Annotated in this window: 24 protein-coding genes; 10 read left to right on the top strand and 14 right to left on the bottom strand. The window is 68.7% G+C overall.

The features are described from left to right. Positions 1 to 59: 59 nt before the first annotated feature. A complete protein-coding gene (locus D7I44_RS09765; protein WP_162940186.1) occupies positions 60 to 713 on the top strand; it encodes a DUF1294 domain-containing protein in 654 nt (217 codons plus the stop codon). A 41-nt stretch (positions 714 to 754) separates the two neighbouring features. On the opposite strand, the gene D7I44_RS09760 is transcribed toward D7I44_RS09765, so the two are convergent. Next, positions 755 to 1654 carry an Fpg/Nei family DNA glycosylase gene (locus D7I44_RS09760; RefSeq protein ID WP_120789327.1) on the bottom strand — a complete coding sequence of 300 codons (900 nt, stop codon included), beginning with the start codon at positions 1652 to 1654 and terminating at the stop codon, positions 755 to 757. Between the two features lie 50 nt (positions 1655 to 1704). Between D7I44_RS09760 and D7I44_RS09755 the strand changes: the two genes are divergently transcribed. The 5 genes from D7I44_RS09755 (at position 1705) to D7I44_RS09735 (ending at position 6575) form a co-directional block, all read left to right on the top strand. Then, positions 1705 to 2754, top strand: a complete 1050-nt coding sequence (locus D7I44_RS09755; protein WP_120789326.1) for a ketopantoate reductase family protein — start codon at positions 1705 to 1707, stop codon at positions 2752 to 2754. 35 nt (positions 2755 to 2789) lie between these two features. Continuing rightward, positions 2790 to 4361: a phospholipase D-like domain-containing protein gene (locus tag D7I44_RS09750; protein WP_162940185.1), complete on the top strand. Its 1572-nt coding sequence runs from the start codon at positions 2790 to 2792 to the stop codon at positions 4359 to 4361. Positions 4362 to 4449: 88 nt separating this feature from the next. Next, entirely contained in the window at positions 4450 to 5802 is a 1353-nt protein-coding gene (locus D7I44_RS09745) for an HNH endonuclease signature motif containing protein (protein WP_162940184.1), read from the top strand. Between the two features lie 36 nt (positions 5803 to 5838). Continuing rightward, on the top strand, positions 5839 to 6237 hold the full coding sequence (locus D7I44_RS09740; RefSeq protein WP_120789323.1) for a DMT family transporter: 399 nt from the start codon (positions 5839 to 5841) through the stop codon (positions 6235 to 6237). Then, positions 6234 to 6575, top strand: a complete 342-nt coding sequence (locus tag D7I44_RS09735; protein WP_120789322.1) for a DMT family transporter — start codon at positions 6234 to 6236, stop codon at positions 6573 to 6575. The genes D7I44_RS09740 and D7I44_RS09735 overlap by 4 nt, the downstream gene beginning before the upstream one ends. A gap of 7 nt (positions 6576 to 6582) precedes the next feature. On the opposite strand, the gene argG is transcribed toward D7I44_RS09735, so the two are convergent. The 11 genes from argG to D7I44_RS09680 all read right to left on the bottom strand — a co-directional run bounded on the left by argG (position 6583) and on the right by D7I44_RS09680 (position 18311). After that, a complete protein-coding gene (gene argG / locus D7I44_RS09730; protein WP_120789321.1) occupies positions 6583 to 8025 on the bottom strand; it encodes an argininosuccinate synthase in 1443 nt (480 codons plus the stop codon). Between the two features lie 45 nt (positions 8026 to 8070). Further along, the gene (locus D7I44_RS09725; RefSeq protein WP_120789320.1) at positions 8071 to 8334 is read right to left on the bottom strand and encodes a hypothetical protein; all 264 of its coding nucleotides are present in this window, start codon (positions 8332 to 8334) and stop codon (positions 8071 to 8073) included. 117 nt (positions 8335 to 8451) lie between these two features. Beyond that, complete coding sequence (locus D7I44_RS09720; RefSeq protein WP_120789319.1) at positions 8452 to 9537, bottom strand: Gfo/Idh/MocA family protein; 1086 nt, start codon at positions 9535 to 9537, stop codon at positions 8452 to 8454. After that, positions 9534 to 10280, bottom strand: coding sequence for a cupin domain-containing protein (locus tag D7I44_RS09715; protein ID WP_245979510.1), 747 nt, complete (start codon positions 10278 to 10280; stop codon positions 9534 to 9536). The genes D7I44_RS09720 and D7I44_RS09715 overlap by 4 nt, the downstream gene beginning before the upstream one ends. After that, positions 10277 to 11251, bottom strand: coding sequence for a DUF6807 domain-containing protein (locus D7I44_RS09710; protein ID WP_120789318.1), 975 nt, complete (start codon positions 11249 to 11251; stop codon positions 10277 to 10279). The genes D7I44_RS09715 and D7I44_RS09710 overlap by 4 nt, the downstream gene beginning before the upstream one ends. Beyond that, positions 11251 to 12390 (bottom strand): Gfo/Idh/MocA family protein, encoded by a 1140-nt coding sequence (locus D7I44_RS09705; protein WP_120789317.1) that lies wholly within the window; start codon positions 12388 to 12390, stop codon positions 11251 to 11253. Before D7I44_RS09705 ends, D7I44_RS09710 begins: the two co-directional genes overlap by 1 nt. 30 nt (positions 12391 to 12420) lie before the next feature. After that, positions 12421 to 13311: an ABC transporter permease gene (locus D7I44_RS09700; protein ID WP_120789316.1), complete on the bottom strand. Its 891-nt coding sequence runs from the start codon at positions 13309 to 13311 to the stop codon at positions 12421 to 12423. A 1-nt stretch (position 13312) separates the two neighbouring features. Then, entirely contained in the window at positions 13313 to 14248 is a 936-nt protein-coding gene (locus tag D7I44_RS09695; protein WP_120789315.1) for an ABC transporter permease, read from the bottom strand. Next, positions 14232 to 15350: an ABC transporter ATP-binding protein gene (locus D7I44_RS09690; RefSeq protein ID WP_162940183.1), complete on the bottom strand. Its 1119-nt coding sequence runs from the start codon at positions 15348 to 15350 to the stop codon at positions 14232 to 14234. Before D7I44_RS09690 ends, D7I44_RS09695 begins: the two co-directional genes overlap by 17 nt. After that, positions 15347 to 16579, bottom strand: a complete 1233-nt coding sequence (locus D7I44_RS09685) for an extracellular solute-binding protein (protein WP_120789314.1) — start codon at positions 16577 to 16579, stop codon at positions 15347 to 15349. The genes D7I44_RS09690 and D7I44_RS09685 overlap by 4 nt, the downstream gene beginning before the upstream one ends. A gap of 256 nt (positions 16580 to 16835) precedes the next feature. Beyond that, positions 16836 to 18311 (bottom strand): MFS transporter, encoded by a 1476-nt coding sequence (locus D7I44_RS09680; protein ID WP_120789313.1) that lies wholly within the window; start codon positions 18309 to 18311, stop codon positions 16836 to 16838. Positions 18312 to 18496: 185 nt separating this feature from the next. On the opposite strand from D7I44_RS09680, the gene D7I44_RS09675 reads away from it, so the two are divergent. The 4 genes from D7I44_RS09675 to D7I44_RS09660 all read left to right on the top strand — a co-directional run bounded on the left by D7I44_RS09675 (position 18497) and on the right by D7I44_RS09660 (position 22802). Beyond that, positions 18497 to 19495 (top strand): zinc-binding metallopeptidase family protein, encoded by a 999-nt coding sequence (locus tag D7I44_RS09675; RefSeq protein ID WP_120789312.1) that lies wholly within the window; start codon positions 18497 to 18499, stop codon positions 19493 to 19495. Between the two features lie 100 nt (positions 19496 to 19595). Next, on the top strand, positions 19596 to 21089 hold the full coding sequence (locus tag D7I44_RS09670; protein WP_120789311.1) for a basic amino acid/polyamine antiporter: 1494 nt from the start codon (positions 19596 to 19598) through the stop codon (positions 21087 to 21089). 24 nt (positions 21090 to 21113) lie between these two features. Beyond that, positions 21114 to 22355, top strand: coding sequence for an arginine deiminase (locus D7I44_RS09665; RefSeq protein ID WP_120789310.1), 1242 nt, complete (start codon positions 21114 to 21116; stop codon positions 22353 to 22355). Positions 22356 to 22406: 51 nt separating this feature from the next. Next, the gene (locus D7I44_RS09660; RefSeq protein ID WP_120789309.1) at positions 22407 to 22802 is read left to right on the top strand and encodes an META domain-containing protein; all 396 of its coding nucleotides are present in this window, start codon (positions 22407 to 22409) and stop codon (positions 22800 to 22802) included. 45 nt (positions 22803 to 22847) lie between these two features. On the opposite strand, the gene D7I44_RS09655 is transcribed toward D7I44_RS09660, so the two are convergent. Then, entirely contained in the window at positions 22848 to 23042 is a 195-nt protein-coding gene (locus D7I44_RS09655) for a hypothetical protein (protein WP_162940182.1), read from the bottom strand. 10 nt (positions 23043 to 23052) lie between these two features. Next, on the bottom strand, positions 23053 to 24045 hold the full coding sequence (locus D7I44_RS09650; RefSeq protein ID WP_162940181.1) for an ABC transporter substrate-binding protein: 993 nt from the start codon (positions 24043 to 24045) through the stop codon (positions 23053 to 23055). Position 24046: the final 1 nt, after the last annotated feature.

Raw genomic sequence — 24046 nt, 5'->3', positions numbered from 1 at the left:
ACGTTACGCTCGCCCCTCGCCCGGGTCGCACGCAAGACACGCCAGCTAGGCTCGACGGCATGCCTCCGCGCCCGTCGCCACTGCGCGGGACGCTCGCCGATTGGAACGACGCCCGCGGGTTCGGCTTCATCGAGCCGGCGGGCGGCGGCGCCCGGGTCTTCGTGCACATCTCGGCGTTCACCTCGCCGGCGCCGCGACCGGACGACGGCGACATCGTCGGGTATTCGCTGGGCGCAGGGCCCGATGGGCGGCCGCGTGCGCGTGCGGCATCCGTTCTGCAGGCGCATTCAGCACAGGTGAAGCGGATGCCTGCGCCACCCGCGCACCACCGCGGCCGGCCGGCGGCGCTGCCCTTCGTGCCCGTTCTCGTGTTCGCCGTGTTCCTCGTGCTGGCGGTCGCCGCGTGGGGCGCATCGGTGTGGTTCGCGTCGATCTACATCGGCATGAGCGCGATCGCGTTCGGGGTCTATGCGTGGGACAAGCAGGCGGCGATCGACGGCGCCTGGCGCACGCGCGAGAGCACGCTGCAGGCGCTCGCGCTGCTCGGCGGGTGGCCGGGGGCGGTGTTCGCGCAGCAGCTCCTGAGGCACAAGAACCGGAAGGTGAGCTTCCAGCTCGTGTTCTGGCTGCTCGTGATCATCAATGTCGGCGCGTTCGTGGCGCTCGTGTGGCGGCCGGCGCTGATCGAGCAGCTCTCGAGCCTGTCCGGCTGAGCCGAACCGGCGCGACCCGGCCCACGGGCTCGTCGGCCGCCTTACTTCAGCAGTCGCGACAGCACCCGGTCCGCCAGGATCTTCCCGCCGGTCTGACACCCGGGGCAGTACTGCAGGCTCGAGTCGTGGAAGGTCACCTGACGGATCGTCGAACCGCACACCGGGCAGGCCTCGCCCGCACGCCCGTGCACCCTGAGGCCCTCATGCTTCTCCGCTTTGAGCTCACTCGCGGCGAGCCCTTCTGAGCGGTCGACCGCGTCGCGCAGAGTCGACTGCAGCGCGGCGTAGAGACGATCGATCTCGGCATCCGTCATCGCCGCCGCTTTGAACGGCGACATCTTCGCCGCCCACAGGATCTCGTCGCTGTAGGCGTTGCCGATGCCCGCGATGGTCGCCTGATCGCGCAGCACGCCCTTGATCTGCGAACGGCCTGCTGACTTGAGGATGCCGGCGAAGACCTCACGTGTGAAGGCGGGCTCGAGCGGCTCTGGGCCGAGGGTGCGCACGCGCTCGATCTCGAGCGGGTCGCGCACCAGGTGCAGTTGCAGGCTCTTCTTCGTGCCGGCCTCGGTGATGTCGAGACCGGCGCCGTCCGGCTCGAGCAGCAGGCGCGCGGCGAGCGGATTCCTCGGCGCGCGCCCCGGGCGGGCGCTGGTCTTCGGCTCTGCGGCGCGCCACCGCACCCATCCCGCGCGGGCGAGGTGCAGGACGAGATGGATCTCGTCTTCGCCGCCGTCGACGGCGGGTTCTCGGGCTGCGATGTCCAAGAACTTCCCGTGACGGGTCACGCCGGTGATCGTCTTGCCCCTCAGCGCCTCCGGCGGGACCGCGAACGTCTTGAGCGCCGCGATCGCGAGGACGTCGAGCCTCCGGATCGTGCGCCCGGTGAGCCGCGCGCCGAGATCGACGGCGAGCGCATGCACCTCGGGCAGTTCCGGCATGGGAAATTCCTAACGCCACCCGCCGACATCGGCAACCTAAGGTGAGAGAGATGAGATACGTCATCGTCGGCGCGGGCGCCATCGGCGGCACGCTCTCGGCGCGCCTCGCGCAGCATCTCGAGACTCCCCCACTGGTGATCGCACGCGGAGACAACGCCGAGGCGATCCGTGCCCGCGGCCTGCTGCTGCGGTCACCGGACGACGAGGTCCGCGTCGATGCGCCCGTGGCGACCGACCCGCGCGAGGCCGAGCTCACGACCGACGACGTGCTGGTCTTCGCGACCAAGACGCATCAGGTGCAGAGCGCGCTGCTCGAATGGGTCGACGAGCCGGTGCGCGACGCCGCCGGAGAGGTCGTCGGCACCGCGGGCGAGCTGCTGCCCGTGCTGACCGCGCTCAACGGGGTGGAGTCCGAGCGACTCGCGCTGCGCTACTTCCGCCGGGTCTTCGGGGTCTGCGTCTGGCTGCCCGCCGTGCACCTCGCCCCCGGGGAGTTCACGGTGCGCATCGCGCCGCAGAGCGGCGTGTTCATCGTCGGGCGCTATGGGCTGGCCGGCGAGGCGGATGCCGCTGCCGACGCCTTGCTTCTCGGGACCGTCCAGTCCGACTGGGAGCGCGCGACCTTCCGGGTGCACGTCGTCGACGAGGTCATGCCGTGGAAGTACCGCAAGCTCGTGAGCAATCTCGGAAACGCGGTCCAGGCCCTGATCGGCACCGGCGATGAGGCGTCCAGCCCGACCGCGGGCGAGCTGTACTCGCTGGCGCGCGAGGAGGGCCTCGCGGTATATGCCGCTGCGGGCATAGGCATTCCGTCGGACGACGATGAGGAGCGCTGGCGCGGTGGCGCGTTCGACGTCCGCCCTGTGACCGGCGCCGACGGACCGCTCGGCGGCTCGACCTGGCAGTCGCTCGCGCGCGGGTCGGGGTCGATCGAGACCGACTATCTGAACGGCGAGATCGTTCGACTCGCGCGGCTCGCCGGCGTGCCGGCGCCGGTCAACGAGGGGCTGCAGCGCCTCGCACGGCAGGCTGCGGCCGAGCACCGACCACCGGCATCCGTCTCACCCGATGAGCTGAAGCGGATTCTGCTCGGCGGCTGACCTCGATGTCACCCGTGCGGGGTAGGGTCGCCGCCGTGACCGACACCACGCCGTTCCCGCCCATCTCCGCCCTCATCGCGCGCCGGCTCGACACGTTCAAGCTGCCCGGCGTGCTGAGTGTGCGGCCCGGCTTTCAGCTCGTCGACGGCTGGGTGACGGCGACCCCCGCGATCGTCGTCACCGTCGAAGCCGAGCGGCCACCCGGGCTCCCATCAGAGGTGGGCGGCTTCCCCATCGATGTGCGCGTCGCCTCGCCGCGGAAGCGCACGGCGCTGCTCGAGCCGGCGCGCTTCGCAGCGAGCGGGGCCGCCGCGCCCGACGAGGGCAAGGTGCCGGAATTCGCCGACGAGGTGGTGGTCGCGGCGCGGCCGGCCGAGGCATCCGTCGCGCCGTCGCCCGATGTCGTGACGGACGCCGCCAAGAAGCCGCAATTGCCATATTCGCCGCCCGTCGGCGTGCCGCTGTCGCCGGTCAGCGGCGAGCTCACCGTTCAGCTTGCCGCGTCACCCGATGCCGGCTGGGAGCAGCTCTCGGCCTTCCTCGATGCGACCGAGAGCGAGCTGGTGATCGGGCTCTACGACTTCACCTCGGCGCACGTGCTGGCGGCGTTCGAGAAGGCGGCTGCGGGCAAGAAGGTCACGCTGACGCTCGACCACCCGTCGAAGAATCCGACGGCCGATCAGACCGACGAGCAGACGGTCGCGGCGCTCAAGAAGGCGCTCGGTGCTGAATTCGAACAGGCGTGGGCGCTTTCCGGAATGGACCCGAAGGCGACCGTCACCGTGTTCCAGACGGCGTACCACATCAAGGTCGCCGCGCAGGATTCGACAGCCGTGTGGGTGTCGAGCGGCAACTGGAACAACTCGAATCAGCCCGCCATCGACCCGGTGAATGTGAAAGCCGACGCGGAGGCCGCGCGCAGCGGCGACCGGGACTGGCACGTCGTCGTGCGCAGTCCAGAGCTGACGACGACGTTCGCTGCATACCTCGCGCACGATTTCGACGTCGCATCGCAGCACAACCAGACGTCGGCCGCCGTCATGCAGCCCGAGTTGCTGCAGCCCGCGGTCAAGACGCCGCCGTTCGCGCAGTTCTTCGCGGCGACGACGATCACCGACCAGATGACGATCACTCCGGTGCTCACCCCCGACACCGGCGTGTACGTCGACGCCGTGAAGTCGCTCATCACGAGCGCGACGAAGACCCTGCACCTGCAGTTCCAGTACATCGAGCTGCCGAAGACGACGGATGCCACGAATCAGGCTTTCGTCGACCTGGTGGCCGCCGTCATCGATCGCCAGAAGGTCGGCGTCGAAGTACGCATCATCATGAGCGAGTACGAGACCGCCGGCTATCTCGAACAACTGCAAGCTGCTGGGCTCGACGTCGCGAACAACGTGAAACTGCAGAACAACGTGCACAACAAGGGGGTGATCGTCGACGGGCGCGCAGCATTGGTGTCGAGTCAGAACTGGTCGAGCGCGGGGGCCCTGCGCAATCGCGACGCCGGCGTGATCATCGAGAACACGCAGGTCGCTGAATACTTCGAGCAGCTGTTCGAGCACGACTGGGAGCACCTCGCGGCGAAACAGGTAGCTGAAGATTAGTTCGTAGTTCTGGCCTCTTATTTTCACTTTTGTCCCATTGAGTATCGAATGTTTGATACACTGATCGCACGCGATCGGGGGTGGGTCAGTGACAGCAGTCGGCGAGGGTCTAGGGGCGGCGTTCCATCGCGTCGAACCTTCGCTTCCCCTGTGCCTCCCCGCGCTGACGGATGATCAGCTGGTCGGCTTCGCGCAGGACGCCGAAGAGGTGCTGCGGCAGGCGGAGGCGATCACGCTCGCCGTCGCCAGGGAGTTCGACTGCCGGTCCGACGAGTCGCTCGGGGAGGACTCTTTGGCGCGCAAGCTCGGGTCGAAGAAGCCCTGGGGTGCGATCGAGACCGTCACCCGCACCTCGGCGGAGGATGCCCGCAGGCGCGTGCTGGAATCGCGGGCGCTGGCGAAGCTGCCCGTCCTCGAAGACGCCGTCTCTTCCGGGGCGCTCTCCCGGGCCCAGGCGGAAGTGATCGGCGCGCCGATCCTGAAGACCGTTCCCGTCGCCGACCCTGCCGCTGTCGATATCGCCTGCACAGAGCTCGTGGAGCTGTCCGCTGCCCTGCCGGCCTCCGCCGTGGCGGACGCGGCGAGAGTGTGGGCGGCGGTTCTGGACCCCGACGGCGTCGCACCCGTCGAGAAGGCCGCGATCGAGAAACGCTTCCTCACCCTCGGGCCTGCCCGCAACGGCCTGGTGAAGCTCACCGGGCTCCTGCCGATCGAGCAGGCCGCCGCCATCCGCGCCGTCCTCGACGCGCATGTGAATCCGCGCGCCGGCGCCGAGGTGCGCTTCACCCCAAGCCCCGACGTGCTCGGCGACGCCGACCCCGACGACACAAAACCGCTGCTGACGGGAACGCTCGATCTGCCGCCCGTCGACACCCGCTCGGCGAAACAGAAACGCGCCGACATCCTCCACGCCGTTTTCGTCGCCGCAGCCCGGACCCCGCAGACCCCGACCATGGGCGGCGCGCACCCCACCATCCTCGTCACCACAACGAAAGACGAGCTCGAGACCGGCCACGGCGTGGCATGGGTCGATGGCGAAAACGAGCCCATCAGCGCCCATGCCGCGAAGCGCATCGCCGACGCCGGCGGCTACCAGGAAGTCGACCTCTCCCCCACCGGCGAGATCCTGAACCTCGGCCGCACCCAACGCTGCTTCACCCCGCAACAGCGCAGAGCCCTCGCCGCCCGAGACAAAGGCTGCATCATCCCCGGCTGCACCACACCCGCCCGATGGTGCGAAACCCACCACCTCACACCCTGGAAAGACGGCGGCAAAACCAATGTCATCAACGCCGCACTCCTGTGCTGGTGGCACCACCACCTCATCGACGACGGCCCCTACCAACTCCGCACCAGCAAAGACGGCACACCCGAAATCAGATGGGTCTACGGCTCCCACGCCTCACCCTGGGTACCAGCCATCCACCGACCCGCACGCTGAACCGCGAGGCAGAACTCTGCCCGGTAGCGTTGAGCCGTGAGTCGATGGCTGCTGCTGGCCGGCGCGATCGTCAGCGAGGTCTCCGGCTCGCTCAGCCTTGAGGGAGCGATCCGGCACCCCTGGCTGTACGCCGTCGTGGCCGTCGGCTATCTGCTGTCGTTCTGGCTGTTCGGCCGCGTGCTGCGCGCCGGGATGCCGGTCGGCGTCGGCTACGCGATCTGGGGTGCCATCGGCGTCGCCCTCACTGCGGTGTTCTCAGCCGTCCTGTTCGACGAGCAGCTCACGCTCCTCACCATCGCGGGCATGGTCGTGGTCATCGGCGGTGTCGTGCTCGTGAACCTGGGCGGCGGCCACGGCACCAGCGCTGACGGCGGCAACAGCGATCGAGGCGCGGCCGATTCCGGCAGCGCCGTGACCACTGAGGATGCGTCGTGAGCTGGGTCGTTCTCGCGATCGCGATCCTGTGCGAGGTCGGCGCAACGCTCTCGCTGCGCATGGCGAGCACGCCGCACGAGGGCAGGGCGCCGTCGCGCCGCTGGTACCTCGCCGTCGTCGCGGGCTACGCCGCGTCGTTCGTGCTGTTCTCGCTCGTGCTGCGCATGGGCATCGGGCTCGCGATCAGCTACGGCATCTGGACGGCCGCCGGCGTCGCGCTCACGGCGATCGCCGGGCGTGTGTTCTTCACGGAGCCGTTCACCCGGGTCATGGTCGCCGGCACCCTGCTCATCATGCTGGGCGTCGTGCTGATCGAACTCGGGCAGGCGGCGTCGTAGAACGGGCTCAGTCGGTGCCGGAGTCGAAGGCGGCGCCCTCGGACGCGGCATCCGTCGCACGCTCGAGCTCTTCGGCCGTCGCCGAAAGCGACTCGACGCCGCCGAGGATCTCCTCTGCGCGGCCGGACTCGAGCGACCCGACGAGCTCGGCGGTCGGGCCGCCGATGAGGCCCAGCGTCGCGTACTGCTCGAGACGCGCGCGCGAGTCGGCGATGTCGAGGTTGCGCATGGTGAGCTGGCCGATGCGGTCGTCAGGGCCGAAGGCGGAATCGCCGACGCGCTCCATCGAGAGCTTCGCGCCCGAATAGCTGAGCGCCGGGCCCGTCGTGTCGAGGATCGTGTAGTCGTCTCCGCGGCGCAGGCGCAGGGTGACCTCGCCCGTGACGGCCGAGCCGACCCAGCGCTGCAGCGACTCGCGCAGCATCAGCGACTGCGGGTCGAGCCAGCGGCCCTCGTACATCAGGCGGCCGAGACGGCGGCCCTCAATGTGATAGTTCGCGACGGTGTCCTCGTTGTGGATCGCATTGAGCAGTCGCTCGTAGGCGATGTGCAGCAGCGCCATGCCCGGCGCCTCGTAGATGCCGCGGGACTTCGCCTCGATGATGCGGTTTTCGATCTGATCGGAGACGCCGAGGCCGTGGCGGCCGCCGATGGCGTTCGCCTCGAGCACGAGCGCCACCGCGTCGGTGAACTCGACGCCGTTGATCGCGACGGGACGGCCCGCCTCGAAGCGCACCGACACCTCTTCGGTGGCGACCTCGACGTCGTCGCGCCAGGCGGCGACGCCCATGATCGGCTCGACGATGTCGAGGCCCGCGTCGAGGTCCTCGAGGCGCTTCGCCTCGTGGGTCGCACCCCAGATGTTGGCGTCGGTCGAGTACGCCTTCTCGGTCGAGTCGCGGTACGGGAAGCCGTGGGCGACGAGCCACTGGCTCATCTCGGTGCGGCCGCCGAGCTGGCTGACGAAGTTCACGTCGAGCCACGGCTTGTAGACCCGCAGGGCGGGGTTCGCCATCAGGCCGTAGCGATAGAACCGCTCGATGTCGTTGCCCTTGTAGGTCGAGCCGTCGCCCCAGATGTCGACGCCGTCCTCCTTCATCGCGCGCACGAGCAGCGTGCCCGTCACCGCGCGGCCGAGAGGCGTCGTGTTGAAGTAGGTCTTGCCGCCTGAACGGATGTGGAAGGCACCGCACTGCAGCGCCACCAGGCCCTCTTCGACGAGCGCGGCCTTCGCATCGACGAGACGCGCGAGCTCAGCGCCGTACTGTCCTGCACGGCCCGGAACGGCGGCGATGTCAGGCTCGTCGTACTGCCCGATGTCGGCGGTGTAGGTGCACGGAATCGCGCCGTTCTCACGCATCCACGCGACCGCGCAGGAGGTGTCGAGCCCCCCGGAGAAGGCGATGCCGACACGCTCGCCGACGGGAAGGGAGCTCAGAACCTTGGACACGCCATCGATTTTACGGGGGCGCCGAGCTCGGCTGTGACACGAGGATCAGTGACGGATGCCTGCCAGGATGCCTTCCACCTCGTCTGCCGGCGGCCGCAGCACCTCGACCGCATCGTCGAGCGTGCTCGCCACGATCGCGTCACCCGGCCTTCCGATCACGCACACCTCGAAGACCGGCCCCGCCGTCGTCACGAAGCCGAGCAACGCGAACGGATTCGCGCGGTCGGCGCCCTGAATGCTCACCCGCCACCCGTCTTCGCCGACGGGGATGACGTCGAGCTCGACCTTCGAAGTCTCAAGCTGCTGCACGACTCTGCCCCCTTGCATGATTCGATCTTCACCCCGACCGCCGACACTCACCCCGGGGCTTGACAATGAATCCGATCAGCGTTCCTGGGAGCACCGCTCGAGCGGGCACCCGCAGATTCAGACCGCCCACGACTGCGTCGACGAGCGCGCGGGGCGCCCCGAGCGCAGCGACTGCTCGAGCACCGTCTGCAGGTAGACGTCCTGCGCGGCCTCGGCCACCGAGTACAGCTCGGGGCCGCCGCCGGCGACGTACGCCGCCATTCCGGCGAGGGCGCCGGCGATGCCGAGCTCCTCGTCCGACAGCCTTGCTCGCAGGAATCCGTTCGCCCACACACGCCGCCCCTCGAACACGTAGGCGCGCGCGAACAGCCCCTCGTGATTGCCCGCGCCGCCCGCAGCGAGCCGCTCGATGCGCGAGGTGACGGGTTGGTTGTCGGCGTCGACGTAGCGCACCACGTCGTCGCGCAGCTCGCCGCGCGTGCCACGTATCGTGAGCGTCGGCGTGCGGATGAACGACCGGTACTGCTGGTCGTCGAAGTCATACGTGCCGCGCAAGCCGCCCTCGAAGTCGAGCCAGGCGGTCGTGCGGATGCCGGTGGTGAGCCGCGCCTCTTCCGGGTCGCTGTACCGGCTCGGCCCGAGCTGCACGCTCTCGTCGAAGCGGCGCGCGGTGACCGTCGCATTGCGGAAGCCCGCGCCGAGCGCCCGGCGCAGCACGCTGAAGCCGTGGTAGTCGTGCGCGACCGACACGAAGGCCTCACCGACCTCGCCGAGCAGCCCGGAGTGCGCGATCACGAGCTGCGCCGAGACGAGCGGCTCGAGGTGGTACTGCTCGGCGACCTGGATGCGCGCACCCTGCCGCACGAGTTCGCTGAGCCGTTCGAGACCCGGCCGGTCGGGCGCGACCGGCGTCTCGGTGAGCACCGCGTGCCCTGCGGCGGTCAGCTGCTCGATGATGCCGACCGCGGCTCCCGCCGACGCCGCGTTGACGACGAAGTCGAGTGAGTCGGGGCCGCGCAGCTCGCTGAGATCGGCGACGGATGCCACGCTCCAGCGCGCCTCGAGCTCTCGGGCCCGCTCGGGCCGCCGCGCGACCACCACCACCGCCTCGAAGCGGTCGGGTGCCGCGGCCGCGACGCGAAGAAACGCCTCGGCGCGGAACCCCGAGCCCACCACCGCCAGCCGGGTCGGCGCATCGCTCATCTCAGTTGAACCTCTCCTGCCTCGCGGATGGGATCGTAGGCACGCAACGTGCCGCACATCCCATAACTGTGCCCGCTCGGCGCCGGGATCCGCGCGATCATCGCGTCTTCGAGGTACGCGGTCTCGCCGTCCGCGAGCTCGTCGAGGCGGTCGAGCGACGCGGCCGCCTGCGCGAGCGGACCCTCGGTCACGAGCCGGCGCCACGCTTCGATCCTCGGGGCGACCAGGGCGGCGGCCGCGCGGTAGAACGCGAGCAGCGGCTGCCTGTCGCCCTTTTCGAGCGCGGACTTGAGGCGGTCGAACCCGGTCATCGCGAGATCACGGCGGGCGCGAGCCGACTGCTCGACGGTGTGCGAGGGCGTAGGGGCGAGGGATGCCGCAGCCGAATACGCCTCCGGCGAGGTGAGCGCCGCCGCCGGGAACGTCATCACGGCGTCGCCCGCCTCCGGCAGCCCGCTGTTCTGCATCACCGCGATGACCTTCAGATCGCCGCTGTTGATCGAACGGTGGACGACACCTGGCGTGTACCAGACGACATCGCCCTCCTCGAGGGGCGTGACCGCCGCGCCGGCCGGGGACAGCGTCTCGACCGCCCCCGTGCCGGCGACGACGACGTATGCCTCAGCGCACAGCAGGTGCATGTGCGGCGAGCCGCCGTGCACGCCGTCGGCGGCGGGCCAGTGGTAGACGCTGAGCTCGGTGATCCCCGTCGCTCCTGGGAAGAGCGGAGCGCGCAGCGTCACAGCGGGTGCCGCTCGCGGTACGCCTCGATGCGCTCGGCGTCCCACCGTCCGGTCGCGATGGTGAGTCGGTAACGCCGCGAGAACGACTCCCCCGGCTGCAGCACCAGCTCGTCGTAGAACGCGATCGACGGGTTGACCACGGCGTACGGCACGCGGCGCACGAACCAGTACGCCGGGGCATCCGCATTGTCCGGGTCCTGATCGAACAGCATCGTCGACGAGTTCTCGCCGAGGTCGTGCTTGCCGATGAACGCGAGCCAGTCGGCGCGCTGCCCCATGATCTCGGGGCCGCTCAAGCCCCCGGAGGCCAGGATCTCTCCACCCGTGTACTCCCCGGCGAACTCGCGCGGGCCGCGCCAGAAGAATCCGGCGTACCCCGCCTGCTCACGGCCGAACACCGTTGGCGAGCCGAAGCGCAGCTCCTCGCCGCGCACGTTCGTGATCGTCGTCGCGAACTCGATCGACCATGAGGCGTCGGAAGGGTCGAAGTCACGCAGCACGATGGCGCGCGACTCGTCGACCCAGTGCTCACCGGCCTGGGTGATCCAGTCGATGTCCTCGGTGAAGCTCACTTGGTCGACGCCGACCTCGAGCGCGTCGAAGCCCCGGTGCTGCAGCGTGCCGACGTTGGGCAGTTTGACGTAACCGACGCCGGGCGCCCCCGGCCGATAGCTGCCGCCGCCCCAGAAGTTCTGCTCTGAGACGTGCGAGGCCGTCATCGACAGCCCCTTGTGCCAGCGGTGATCGTGCGGCCGGTTGTGCGTCACGAGGTCGCCGGCGAGCGAACGCAGCGGGTGGAAGTACGGCATCGGGCACTCGAACTGGTCGATGTCGCTCTGATATACGTACCGCGCCAGCTGCACGCCGTCGTACTCGACGTCGATCGCCGAACCGATCTCGTGAGTCACCTTGAGCGGGCCGCTGCCCACTCCGGCCGACGTCGCCACCGCTTCTTCCAGAGTGTCGGTCATCACGCCACCGCCGCTTCCTCGAGTCCGGCGCGGGGCTCGGCAAGGCCCTCGCCCCAGCCGAAGCGACCCGCGTTCATGCTGTCGTAGTAAGGCGAGCCGGGCGCCAGCTCGCCGCGCCGCACCACCCGCCCGGTGAACGCCGACTGGTAGATGCCTGCGATCAGCTCGAGCGCCTGACGGCCCGCCTGGCCGGTCACCGGCGGCACCTCGCCCGCGAGGTACGCGTCGACCACGGCGCGGAACTGCAAGGCGTGCGAGCTGCGCTCGTCGCCGGCCGGCTGCGACCAGGCGGCGACCCGTGCGGCATCCGTCACATGCGGAGCAGCCGTATAGCTCCAGTTCGAGTTCTCGTAGCCGTAGGTGTGCGAGAGCTCCACCGTGGCATCCGTCGTATCGATTCTGATGTAGCTCTCCTCACGCGGCGACAGGATGCTGTTGACGATCGACGCCATCGTGCCGTTCTCGAAGACGACGCTCGCCATCGTGACGTCCTCGGTCTCGATGTCGCGGTCGAGGCGGCCGGCGAGCGCCGTGACCTCTTTCCAGTCGCCGAGCAGGGCGAGCAGCAGATCCATCTGATGGATGCCGTGACCCATGGTCGGGCCGCCGCCCTCCGTCTGCCAGCGCCCGCGCCACGGCAGGTCGTAGTACGACGGCGCGCGGTACCAGAGCGTGTTGCACACGGCGACGAGCGGACGCCCGAGCTCGCCGGAGGCCAGCAGCTGTGCCGCGTGCACGCCGCCCGAGCCGAAGCGGTGCTGGAAGACGACGCTGAACTGCGCGCCCCCTGCTCGCGCCGCAGCCTCGATGCGGTCGTACTCGGCGAGCGTCAGGCACGGCGGCTTCTCGACGAGAACCCACACGCCCGCGCGCAGAACCTGCTCGGCGAGCGCCACGTGCGTCGACGGCGGCGTGCAGATGTGCACGATCTGCGGTCGGCCGCTCTCGAGCAGCTCCTCGACGGAGGAATACACGCCCGGAATCCCGCTGCGTTGCGCGCTGTCCTCGGCGCGCTGCCGGTCGATGTCCATCACCCCCACGATCTCGACCTTGTCGCCCAGCTGCCGCAGCGAAGGGATGTGCCGCGCCTCGGCGATGCCCCCCGTTCCGATGATCCCGATGCGCACTTTCTCACTCACTTGTCCGGTATTCCTCTCACTCAGCTGGGGTCACCGCCCGAGGCGTTGGAACGCCTGCGCGGGGTTGGCGAAGCGCAGGCTCACGGCGAGGCCGATGAACGCCACGACGACGTAGAACATGCTCATCGCGCCGGCGAGGCCGACGGGCACGCCGCCGGGCGCCGACAGCGCGGCGAAGATCGTGACCACGAGGGTCTCCGACCGCTGGCTCGACACGAAGAAGGTCAGATCGAAGGCGCCGAGCACGCGCACGAGACACAGGATCGCCGCCGCGACGATGCCCGGAGCCATGATCGGCACCAGCACCCGGCCGAACAGCCGCGGCCCGTTCGCGCCGAACACGCGCGCTGCGTTCTCGACCTCGGGCGAGACCTGCTCGACGAAGGGCACCGTGATCAGGATCACGAAGGGCAGCGCGGGCACGACATTGACCAGGATCACGGCGAGAACCGAACCGCCGATGCCGAGCCGGTACATCAGCGCCGCGAGCTGCACCGCGTAGGTCAGCGGCGGCAGCGTGGCCGGCAGCAGCAGGAGCAGCAGCACGACGGACTTGAACGGGAACGACTTGCGCGCCATCACATAGGCGCAGGGGATGCCTGCGAGCAGGGCGACCGCAACCGACGCGAACGCCACCTCGAAGGTCGTCAGAAGCGAGCGCGGCACACCCGTCTGGGTCCAGGCCTGTGCGTACCACTTCGTCGTGAACCCCTGCGGCCACCAGCCCGTGCGCCACGTCACGCCGAACGAGGCGACGATGACCGACACCAGGATCGCGATGACCAGCAGCACGAACACGATGCCCGCGAACCAGGTGATGATCGCGGTCAGGTTGAGGCGTGTGTACCAACCCGGTGCACCGCCGTCGCGCGCATCGGCGCGGCCCGTCGCCGGGCGGCCGGGGAGTGCGGATGTCGACATGTCAGCCCTTCCCGCCGCTGGCCGGCCCGCGGTAGAGCCGCCCGCGCACCCACAGCAGCACCCCGAGGATGATCAGCTCGATGAGCGTCAGCACGATCGCGATCGCGGCGGCCTGCGTGTAGTCGGATTTCTGGTTCGCCGCCTCATAGATCGGCAGCGTCAGCACGCGCGTGGAGTTCGCGGGGTCGCCGACGAGGATCGCCGACGGGAAGATCGCGAAGGTCTCGACCGTGGCGAGCATGAACGCGGTCACGAGGCCCGGGGCGGCGAGCGGCAGGATGACCCGCCAGAATCGCGTCGTCGGCGAGGCGCCCAGCGTGGAGGCGGCGTCTTCGATGCTCGGGTCGATCGACCCGAAGAACCCCATCATCAGGAGGAAGAGGAACGGCACTGTGCCGACCACCGACGAGATGAACGTGCCCGTGTAGTTGTAGAGCAGGTTGCCCCGTGGCAGTCCCATCCCGGTGAGGATCAGGTTGACCCAGCCGTACTGCGCGAGCACGCGGGTGAGGCCCTGCGCCATCAGCACGCTGCCGAAGGTGAGCGGCAGCATGATCACGAGGGTCAGCGCCTGCCTGCCTCGGAAGTTACGGCGGGCACGGTAGGCGATCGGCGTCGCGATGATGAGGCTGACGACCGCGACCGGGATGGCGAGCCGCAGCGTCTTCCAGATCGAGCTGCGCTGGTACGAGCTCGTGAAGAAGTCGATGTAGTTCTGCAGCGGGTTGCCGCCGGCCAGCGGCTGGAACGAGATCATCACGCCGTAGATGAAGGGGTAGATGAACAGCCCCACCGTGATGATGAGCGCCGGCGCGAGCAGCCAGAGCGTCTTGTCGACCCCCTTCGCGGCCCATCGCCTGCGCCGCTCCTCTCGCCGGTCCTCGGCGCTGCCACCGTTCGGCCCGCGCCGCGGCAGGAGCTCACTTGCCGTCGTCATCGAGCTCCTCCTCCGTCGGCGCCGCCGAGCTGTCGGCGGGGAAGACGAGCACCCGCTCGGGCGGCACGGTGAGTCGCACCCGATCGCCCGCGGCGACCCGCTTCGAGGTCTTCAGGTCGATGGCGAAGCCGCCGTCGACGACGGCTCGCACAGCCACTTCGCGGCCGTGGTACTCGACGACCTCGGCGAGCGCTCCGATCGCGTTGGGCGCGGAAGGCGTGTCCGCGATCTCGACGTCCTCGGGTCTGATGGCGACGGTCACGGCGTCGCCGGATCGCAGGGTCTCGGCATCCGTCACCCCGATCAGTTCGATGACGGATGCCGCGACCTTGACCAGCCCCTCCCCCGCGCTGCCGACCACACGTGCAGGGAAGAGGTTGCGGTACCCCATGAATCCCGCGACGTACGGGCTGGCCGGTCGGGCGTAGAGCTCTTCGGGGGTACCGGTCTGCTCGAGGCGCCCGTGCCGCAGCACGGCCATGCGGGTCGCGAGCGACAGCGCCTCCTCCTGATCGTGGGTGACGTAGATCACCGAGAGGCCGCGCTCCTGATAGAGGCGCTTGATCTCGGTGCGCATCTCGATGCGCAGCGCGGCGTCGAGGTTCGAGAGCGGTTCGTCCATGAGCACGATCTCGGGCTCGATCGCGAGCGCCCGGGCGATCGCGACGCGCTGCTGCTGACCGCCGGAGAGCTGCGACGGCAGCTTCTGCGCGTGGTCGGACAGCTGCACGAGCTTCAGGGCGTCGATCGCGCGCTTCTCGCGCTCGGCCTTGTGGACGCCCCGCATCGACAGTCCGAACTCCACGTTGCGCTGCACCGAGAGGTGCGGGAACAGGGCGTAGCTCTGGAACACCATGCCGAAGCCGCGGCGGTGCGCCGGCAGGCGGTCGACCCGCGTGCCGTCGCGCCAGATGGAGCCGCCGCTGAGCGGCTGCAGCCCCGCGATGCAGGCGAGGGCCGTCGACTTGCCGCACCCCGACGGGCCGAGCAGCGTGACGAACTCGCCGCGGTCCAGCGAGAGGCTGAGTTCCGAGAGGGCGGGGGCGGCCGCGCCGCCGTAGCTGCGCGACACCCCCCGCATCTCGAGTCGTTCGAACGTCACTGGGCGGCACCGCCGATCTTCTCGTTCCAGATGTCGAACGCCTTCGCGAGCTCTGCGGCCGACAGCGTCGCGACGGTCTTGCCCTGGGTGAACGCCTTCGGGTAGAAGTCCGGGCGGCCCCACTTCTGGATTCCCGCCTGAGCTGCGGCCGGGGCGTCCGAGATCGTCACGTTCTTGTTCGCTGTCGTGAGCTCGCCGTTCTCGGCAGACATCGTGGCCGCCTGCTCCTTGTCGGTCATCATGTACTTCTCGAGGGCGAGGTCGACGTAGAGCACCTGGGGCGAGACGCCCTTCGGGATCATCCAGTAATGGCCGTCACCCAGCCACACCTGCGGCTTGAAGGTGGTCACCGCGCTGTTCGGCGGCACCGTTCCGTTCTGCCTGGTCACGATGTCGATTCCGACGATCTGCGGCATGAGCGTGATCTGGCCCGAGCCGAACTGCTGCCCGATGATCGTCGAGCTCGCCGGGTAGGGCGCCGTGTACTTGTTGAGCTCGGCGAGATAGGCCCAGGTCTTGGACCAGCCGTTCACAGGGTCGCTCGGGTCCTTGTCGCCGAGCAGGTATGGCAGGCCCTGCAGGAAGATCCAACCGGAGCCGGAGTTCGGCGGCTGCGCGTAGCTGAACTGCTTCGGATGCGCCTTAGCCCACGCGAGCAGCTCCTGCGGCGTGGTGGGCGGATCGCTCACCTTGTCGGGGTTGTATTCGAGCAGCGGACCCGACGGACCCCAGCGGTTCATGACGCCGTAGCCCATCGACAGGTCCTGAAGCTCCTGCCGTGGCTTGTCGAAGACCTTGCTCAAGTCGGGCAGGTCCGACTGGTAGTCGGGGTACTGCTTGACGAGCAGGTTCTGGGCGACGGCCGGACCGACGACGCCGGTGCCGCCGAGCACCATCGTGATCGTGACGTTGCCGCCGAGCGACTGAGCCTTGAGCTTGCCGGTGACGTCGGGCGCACCGGCCGTCTCGTAGCTGATGTTGCCGACCCAGTCGGGGTGGGCCTTCTTGAACGACTCGAACACCTGCTTCGTGCCGAGCAGGTCGCCCGCCGCGTCGAGGATGTCGAGGTCGACAGGCTTCGTCGGCTTGATCGGCTTCACGATCTTGCTGTCGCTCTTGTCTTGGGATTGGGCTGCACCCGGTGCGGTGCACGCGCTGAGAACCAGGGCGGATAGCACGGCGGTCGCAGTGACGATCGCGCGCGTCCGCCTCCTCATTGGAGTCGACATTGACTTCCTTCTTCAGAGTAAACAGGTCGAAACATTTCTCAACCTGTTGTTGATGTTTGAAAGCTAGAACGTCACTTTCGCCTCTGTCAATGGTTTGGCAAGCGTTTTCCGTATTGACTTTTGAAATCGTTGTATTCAAGTCGCAGGAAAGTACTGCGAAACATTTCCTCCGTGTGGAAAACCCTCCACGCACGGAAAACGGCCCGGTCCGCAGACCGGGCCGTGCGACTCCTCAACCGTCAGAACCGCTGAATCACTAGACGGCGACCGCCGACTCCACGGCCGGCGGGACCGCCGCCGCGGCGCTGTCGCGGCGGCGTCGGAACAGGAAAGCGGCAAGCAGGCCGCCACCCGCGAACACCGCAGCGGTGACCCAGTACACGGTCGTGTAGCTGTGGATCGTCGCGAGCGCCACCGTCGCCGCCGTCGGCGGGTGGTGCGCAGCCAGATAGGCGGTGACGGCGCTCGCGGCGATGGTGTTCAGCAGCGACGTCCCGATCGACCCGCCGACCTGCTGGCTCGTGTTGACCAGGGCGGAGGCGACGCCGGCGACGTGCCTGTCGACGCCGAGCGTCGCCGTCTGGATCGACGGCGGCATGATCGAGCCCATGCCTGCGCCCATCACCAGCAGAGGGGGCAGCACGTCGGCCGCATAGGTGCTGTGGATTCCGAGGCGCGTCAGCAGCACCATGCCGAAAGCGACGACGAACATGCCGATCGGCACCAGGACCTTCGGGCCGAACCGCGGGTTGAAGAAATTGGTGCCGAACTGCGCGCTCAGGATCAGCATTCCGATCATCGGCAGGAAGGCGACGCCAGTCTTGATCGGGTCGTAGCCGAGCGAGCTCTGCAGGTAGTAGGTGAGGAAGAGGAACAGCGCGAAGGTCCCAGACCCGACGATGAGGATCGACAGGTACGAGGCGCCGCGGTTGCGGTCGAGCACGACCGCGAGCGGCAGCAGCGGGTGCGAGGCGCGTAGCTGCCACAGCACGAAGGCGATGAGCAGGATGCCGCAGGCGACCAGCAGGCTCCAGGTCTGGAACGCGCTCCAGCCGTCGGTCTCGGCGTTCGAGAAGCCGAGGACGAGGGCGAACAGGCCGCCGCTGATCAGTGCGGCCCCGGGCACGTCCAGCTTCGGCCGCGCCTCCGTGCTCGCGGGGGTGCGCACGAACAGCGCGGCGCCGACCACCGCGACGACCGCGAACACGACGTTGACGTAGAGGCTCCACCGCCAGTTGAGGTCCTGCGTCAGGAATCCGCCCAGCAAGAGCCCGACCGCACCGCCTGCGCCCGCGATCGCGCCGAACACGCCGAACGCGCGCGCCCGCTCTTTCGGCACGGTGAAGGTCGTGGTCAGCACGGCGAGCGCAGTCGGTGCGAGCACGGCGCCGAACGCGCCCTGGATCGCTCGCGCAGCGACCAGCATGCCGAAGCTCGCGGCCGCGCCGCCGAGAGCAGAGGCGCCGGCGAAGCCGATGAGCCCGACGATGAAGGTGATCTTCCGGCCGATGATGTCGGAGAGCCTGCCGCCGAGCAGCAGCAGGCTGCCGAACGCCAGCGAATAGGCCGTCACGACCCACTGCCGGTCGCCGTTCGTGAAGCCGAGGTCCTTCTGAGCGGACGGCAGGGCGATGTTCACCACCGAGTTGTCCAGCACGACCATCAGCTGGGCGATGGCGACGGTGGCGAGCACCCACCATCGCAGAGAGCTTGGAGCAGGCGTCACGGACATCGCGGTCCTCCTGGCTCATGTGACCTGGTGGTCACGACCGAAGAAATGGGCCGCGTCGTCGTCGGCACCTCATTGTCACGCAACGCATCGACCGCCGCACCCATTCCGGGTGGCGAAACGGTGCGAGCGCGTAGCGTGATGCCGCGACCGTCACCGCGCCGCGCTGCCCGCACTGCAGGCACTTCGTGTTCCTCGATCAGCTGCAGTGCCCCGGTTGCGGCGCTGAGCTCGCCTTCGATGCCGTAGGACGGCAGTTCCACGGGGTGCGCGATCGCAAGGCCGCCGATGGCAGCACCACCTGGTACACCTGCTCGAACCGGCAATGGGGCTGCAACTGGCTGGTCGACGAGGACGCAGAGGCCGGTCGCTGCCTCTCGTGCCGGCTCACGAGAGCCCGGCCGGATGCCGGTGACACGATCGCCCTCGAGAAGCTCGTCCACGTCGAGCAGGCCAAGCGGCGGCTCGTGCTCCAGCTGCTCGACCTGGGCCTGCCGATCGAGCCGTGGTACGCGCACGACGGCGGCCTCGGTTTCGATCTGCTGTCGAGCCTGAGCTCCGGCACGCCCGTGATGATCGGCCACGCGGGCGGCATCGTCACCCTCGATCTCGCCGAGAGTCTTGACGACCGGCGCGAGGCGCTGCGCGTCGCGCTCGGCGAGCCCTACCGCACCATCCTCGGGCACCTGCGGCATGAGGTCGGGCACTACTACCAAGGCGTGCTCGTCGACGAGCAGAGCTGGGCCGGATGTCGGGAGATCTTCGGCGATGAGCGGGCCGACTACCAGGCCGCCGTGGACCGCCACTACCGCAGGGGCGCTCCGAGCGACTGGCACACCTCGTACATCTCGCAGTACGCGACCATGCACCCGTGGGAGGACTTCGCCGAGACCTTCGCGCACTACCTGCACATCAGCGGGACGCTCGCGACCGCGGCCGCGATCGGCATCCAACTCGACGCGAGCGCGACCAACCTGCGCGACATCGATGTCGTGCCGCTCGACGACTACCGCGAGCAGCCCGTGCAACGCCTGCTCGCGGACTGGGACTGGATGTCGCAGGCGTTCAATCGCATCAACCGCTCGATGGGCTACGGCGACCTCTACCCGTTCGAGATCGCGCGGCCCGTGCGGCGCAAGCTCGCGTTCGTGCATGACCTCGTCGCGACGACCGCTCTGTCTACCTAGCTACGGCGGTAGACAACCGCTAGAAGTGAGGGAGGCAGCGGTCGCGGCGGCAGAGTAGAAATGGGTCGCGATCACACGCACCGGATCGGGGGGTTCCACAGTGTCCGAGCAAACCGAGACCGCGACACGAAAGCTCAGCCTGCCCACCCTGACGGCCATGGTCGTCGGCTCGATGGTGGGCGCGGGGGTGTTCCAGCTTCCGTCGCGGTTCGCGAGCCAGACCGGGGTATACGGCGCCATCATCGCGTGGGCGATCGCCGGCACCGGCATGCTGATGCTGGCGTTCGTCTTCCAGAATCTCGCCAACCGCAAGCCGCAACTCGACAACGGCGTCTATGTGTACGCCCGCGAGGGTTTCGGGGTGTTCCCCGGCTTCATCTCGGCCGTGGGCTTCTGGGCCTCGGCCTGCGCGGGCAACGCCTTCTACTGGGTCCTCATCATGACGACCCTGTCGCAGCTGTTCCCGCCGCTGGAACCGGTGCTCGGTCAAGGCGACACCTGGTGGGCGTTCCTCATCTCGGTGGCCGCCGTGTGGGCGTTCTTCCTGCTCATCCGCCAGGGCGTCAAAGAGGCCGCCTGGATCAACGCCATCGTCACCGCCGCGAAGCTCGTGCCGCTGCTGCTCTTCCTCGTCCTCGTGATCTTCTTCTTCAAACCGCACGTGTTCGCCGCGAATCTCACGGGCGGCTACGACGTGCCCGGTGGAGACGCGCTGTTCGCCCAGGTGCAGGGCACCATGCTGATCACGGTGTTCGTGTTCCTCGGCATCGAGGGCGCCAGCGTGTACTCGCGCTATGCGAAGAAGCGCTCGCACGTCGGCACGGCGACGGTGATCGGATTCCTGTCCGTGCTCGCCCTCTTCGCGAGCATCTCGATCCTGTCCTATGGAATCCTGCCGAAGGAGCAGATCGCGCAGCTGCAGCAGCCGTCGATCGGCGGCGTGCTCGAGTCGGTGACCGGGCCATGGGGCGGCAACTTCATCCGCGTCGGCCTGATCATCTCCGTCCTCGGCGCGTATCTCGCCTGGCAGCTGCTGGCCGCCGACGTGGTCTATGCCGCGGCGAGGGACAAGGACTTCCCCAGCTACTTCGGGAAGGTCAACAAGCACGATGCGCCGGCGAACGCCGTGCTGTGGACCTCGGTGCTGGTGTCGCTGGTCCTCTTCGCCGTCCAGTTCCTCGGCAACGCGCTCGACTTCACACTCGACTTGACGGCGGCCCTCGCGCTGGCGCCGTTCGCACTGGCATCCGCCTATGCCGTCAAGATCGCAATCACCAAAGACGGCTATCAGGGCGAGAAGGGGCGAACGCGCGATCTGGTCATCGCCGTGATCTCGACGGCGTACACGCTGTTCCTGCTGTGGGCCGCCGGCTACGTCTTCCTGTTCCTGTCCTGCCTGCTCATCGCACCCGCCACGCTGCTCTACTACTTCGCGCGGCGAGAGGCCCGCGCGAAGGTGTTCACCCGGGCGGGTCTCGTGGTGTTCATCGTCATCGTGATCGGCGCCATCGTCGGAATCGTGCTGCTCGCCACCGGCGTGGTCCACATCGAGCCGCCTGCCCCGGCCGAACCGCCCTACCTTCCGCACGAATGATCCCAAGCGAATGAGGAGAACGACGTGACCAGCCACACGCCCTACGGCGCCTATTCAGAGGTCGGAAAGCTCAACAAGGTGCTCGTGTGCCGCCCCGGTCTCGGCCACGAGCGGCTGACGCCGAGCAACAACGACGATCTCCTCTTCGACGACGTGCTGTGGGTCGAGAACGCCAAGCGCGACCATGCCGAGTTCGTGACGAATCTGACCGATCGGGGCGTCGAAGTCGTCGAGCTCCACGATCTGCTCGCCGAGACGCTCGCGGTTCCCGGCGCCAAGGACTGGCTCCTCGACCGCAAGATCATCGCGAACGAGGTCGGACTCGGCCTCCTCGACGACACCCGCGCCTTCCTCACGTCACTGCCCGACACCGAGCTGGCCGAGTACCTGATCGGCGGCCTGTCCACCCGCGAGCTCCCCAGCGACTTCCGCCCCGCCTACCTCGCCCTGGCGCGCGAGTCCACCGGGGTCAACGAGTACCTCATGCCGCCGCTGCCGAACACGCTGTACACCCGCGACACCACGTGCTGGATCTTCGGCGGTCTGACCCTCAATCCGTTGTACTGGCCGGCACGTCACGATGAGACGCTGCTGATGAAGGCGATCTACCAGTTCCACCCTGACTTCACCGGCAACACCGTCTGGTGGGGCGACCCCGAGCAGGACTGGGGCCAGGCCACCCTCGAAGGCGGCGACGTCATGCCCGTCGGCAACGGGACGGTCCTCATCGGCATGAGCGAGCGCTCGAGCCGGCAGGCGATCACCCAGGTCGCCGCCGCGCTCTTCCAGGCCGAGGCCGCCGAACGCGTGCTTGTCGCAGGCATGCCCAAGCTGCGCGCCGCGATGCACCTCGACACCGTCTTCACGTTCGCCGATCGCGACCTCGTCACCTATTACCCCGACATCGTCGACGGAATCCACCCCTTCGAGCTGCGTCCGAGCGACAGGGGCGACATCGAGGTGGTGGATCTGAACGGCACCCACTGGATCGACGCTGTCGGCACCGCGCTCGGCACGCCACTGCGACGCGTCGAGCCCGGCGGCGGCTGGTACGCCGGCGAACGGCAGCAATGGGACAGCGGCAACAACGTCGTCGCCGTCGAGCCCGGCGTCGTGTTCGCCTACGACCGGAACACCCATACCAATGAGCTGCTGCGCAACGAGGGCGTCGAGGTCATCGAGATCGTCGGCGCGGAGCTCGGCCGCGGCCGCGGCGGCGGGCACTGCATGACCTGCCCGATCTCACGCGACCCGATCGACTTCTAGGCATCGCCCATCGCCCATCGCCCATCGCCCATCGAGCAGAGGAGCAGCGCCATGGCTCACGTCGCCCGCACGCTCGGTCTGGCCGCCGCAGCGGCGGCCGCGCTCACGCTCACGCTCTCTGCCTGCTCGAATCAGAACGCGAACACCGCCGCATCGGCGGGAGCGCACGGCTTCGCCGCGTCGTGGGGCACGGCCGGCCCGGGAATGCCCTCGCTGACCATCGCCCCTGATGGTTCGTTCAACGGCACGGACGGGTGCAACTCGCTCATCGGCAAAGGGACGATCTCGGGTCAGACGTTCCACTTCGGCCACTTCGCCACCACGCTGATGGCCTGCCCCGATGTCGACACCTGGCTGTCGCGGGCTTCGACGGCCACGATCTCCGGCACGACGCTCACCGTCAAGGACGCCGACGGCACGCGGATCGGCACCCTCGACGCGCGCTGAGCCCCACCGCGGAGCCGCCGAGCAGGCGAAAGGCTCCGCGCGAGTTCAGTCCGCGTCGATCGGGCCGCCGGCACGCCAGTAGCCGACGAGCTCGAGGCGGTCGCGACGGTGACCCGGCAGGTGGTCGCCAGTGTCACGCACCATCCGGCCGGTGATCTCGCGGATGCCGGTGACCTGGGTGTCGTGCCATCGCATTGGCGGGAGCGACGCCTCGCGCTCCCGCCGATCGGCGATGGTCATCGCGCCGCCGTCACTGCGCGGCATCCTTCTTCAGGGCGTCCGTGATCGAGCCGAGCAGCCCGAGCGCGTCGGAGTAGGAGCCGGGCAGGAAGTCGGGGGTGCCGACCGTGTGGCCGGCTTTCACCGCGGGCAGGTTCTGGTAGCCCTGCAGCGCGAACAGCTTGTCGATGTCGTTTGCGGGGGTGCCGTCGTTGTTCGTGTAGTAGATGATCTCGTCCGCGTCGGCGAGCAGATCGGTCTTCTCGTACGAGACGGAGTTCTGGCCGCCCGGCTTCACCGCGGCGGTCGCGCTCGCGAACTGGGCGCCGAGCTGGGTCAGCACCGAGCCGACGGGCGACGTGGTGCTGTAGATCCAGTAGTTACCGGCGTCGAACCCGCCCTGCACGACATCCCACTTGATCGAGGCGAGCTGGGGCGCGTACTCGGTCTTGGCTGCGGCGACCGCGCTGTCGTACTTCTTCTTGAGTGCAGCGAGCTTCGCGTTCGCGCCGACGTAGTCCGCGGTGTAGGTCGGGTAGTCCTGCCAGGTCTGGTCGTCGCCGAAGGGCGCGAGCACGGTCGGCGCGATCGCCGACAGCTTCGCGTAGTCCTTCTTCAGATAGGGCACGTCGACGCCGACGATGAGGTCGGGCTTGAGCGCCGCGATCTTCTCGAAGTCGACGGTGGCCCCCTGGGCGACTTTGTCGATCTTGGTCCAGCGCGCCAGGTAGCGCTGCGGGACGTACTCGGCGCCGCTGTCCTCGACGCCGAGCGGCGTGACTCCCAGGTCGAGCAGCGACTCGGTGGTCCAGGAGTGCACCGAGACGACGCGCAGCGGGTGCGACGGCACGGTGACCTTCCCTTCCGGCGTGCTCACCGTGCGCGTGCTCGCGGTGGTGCTGGTCTTCTCGGCGACAGGCGCGCTGTCGCTGCTGCACGCGGCGACGGTCAGCGCGAGTCCGGCCGCGAGCGCGGCGGCGAGAAGCCCGCGCAGGCGGCGGGAGTGGAGGTATGCGTGGGTCACG

Source organism: Gryllotalpicola protaetiae, from assembly GCF_003627055.1.
Lineage (GTDB): Bacteria > Actinomycetota > Actinomycetes > Actinomycetales > Microbacteriaceae > Gryllotalpicola > Gryllotalpicola protaetiae.
This window is presented reverse-complemented; position numbering and strand designations above follow the sequence as displayed.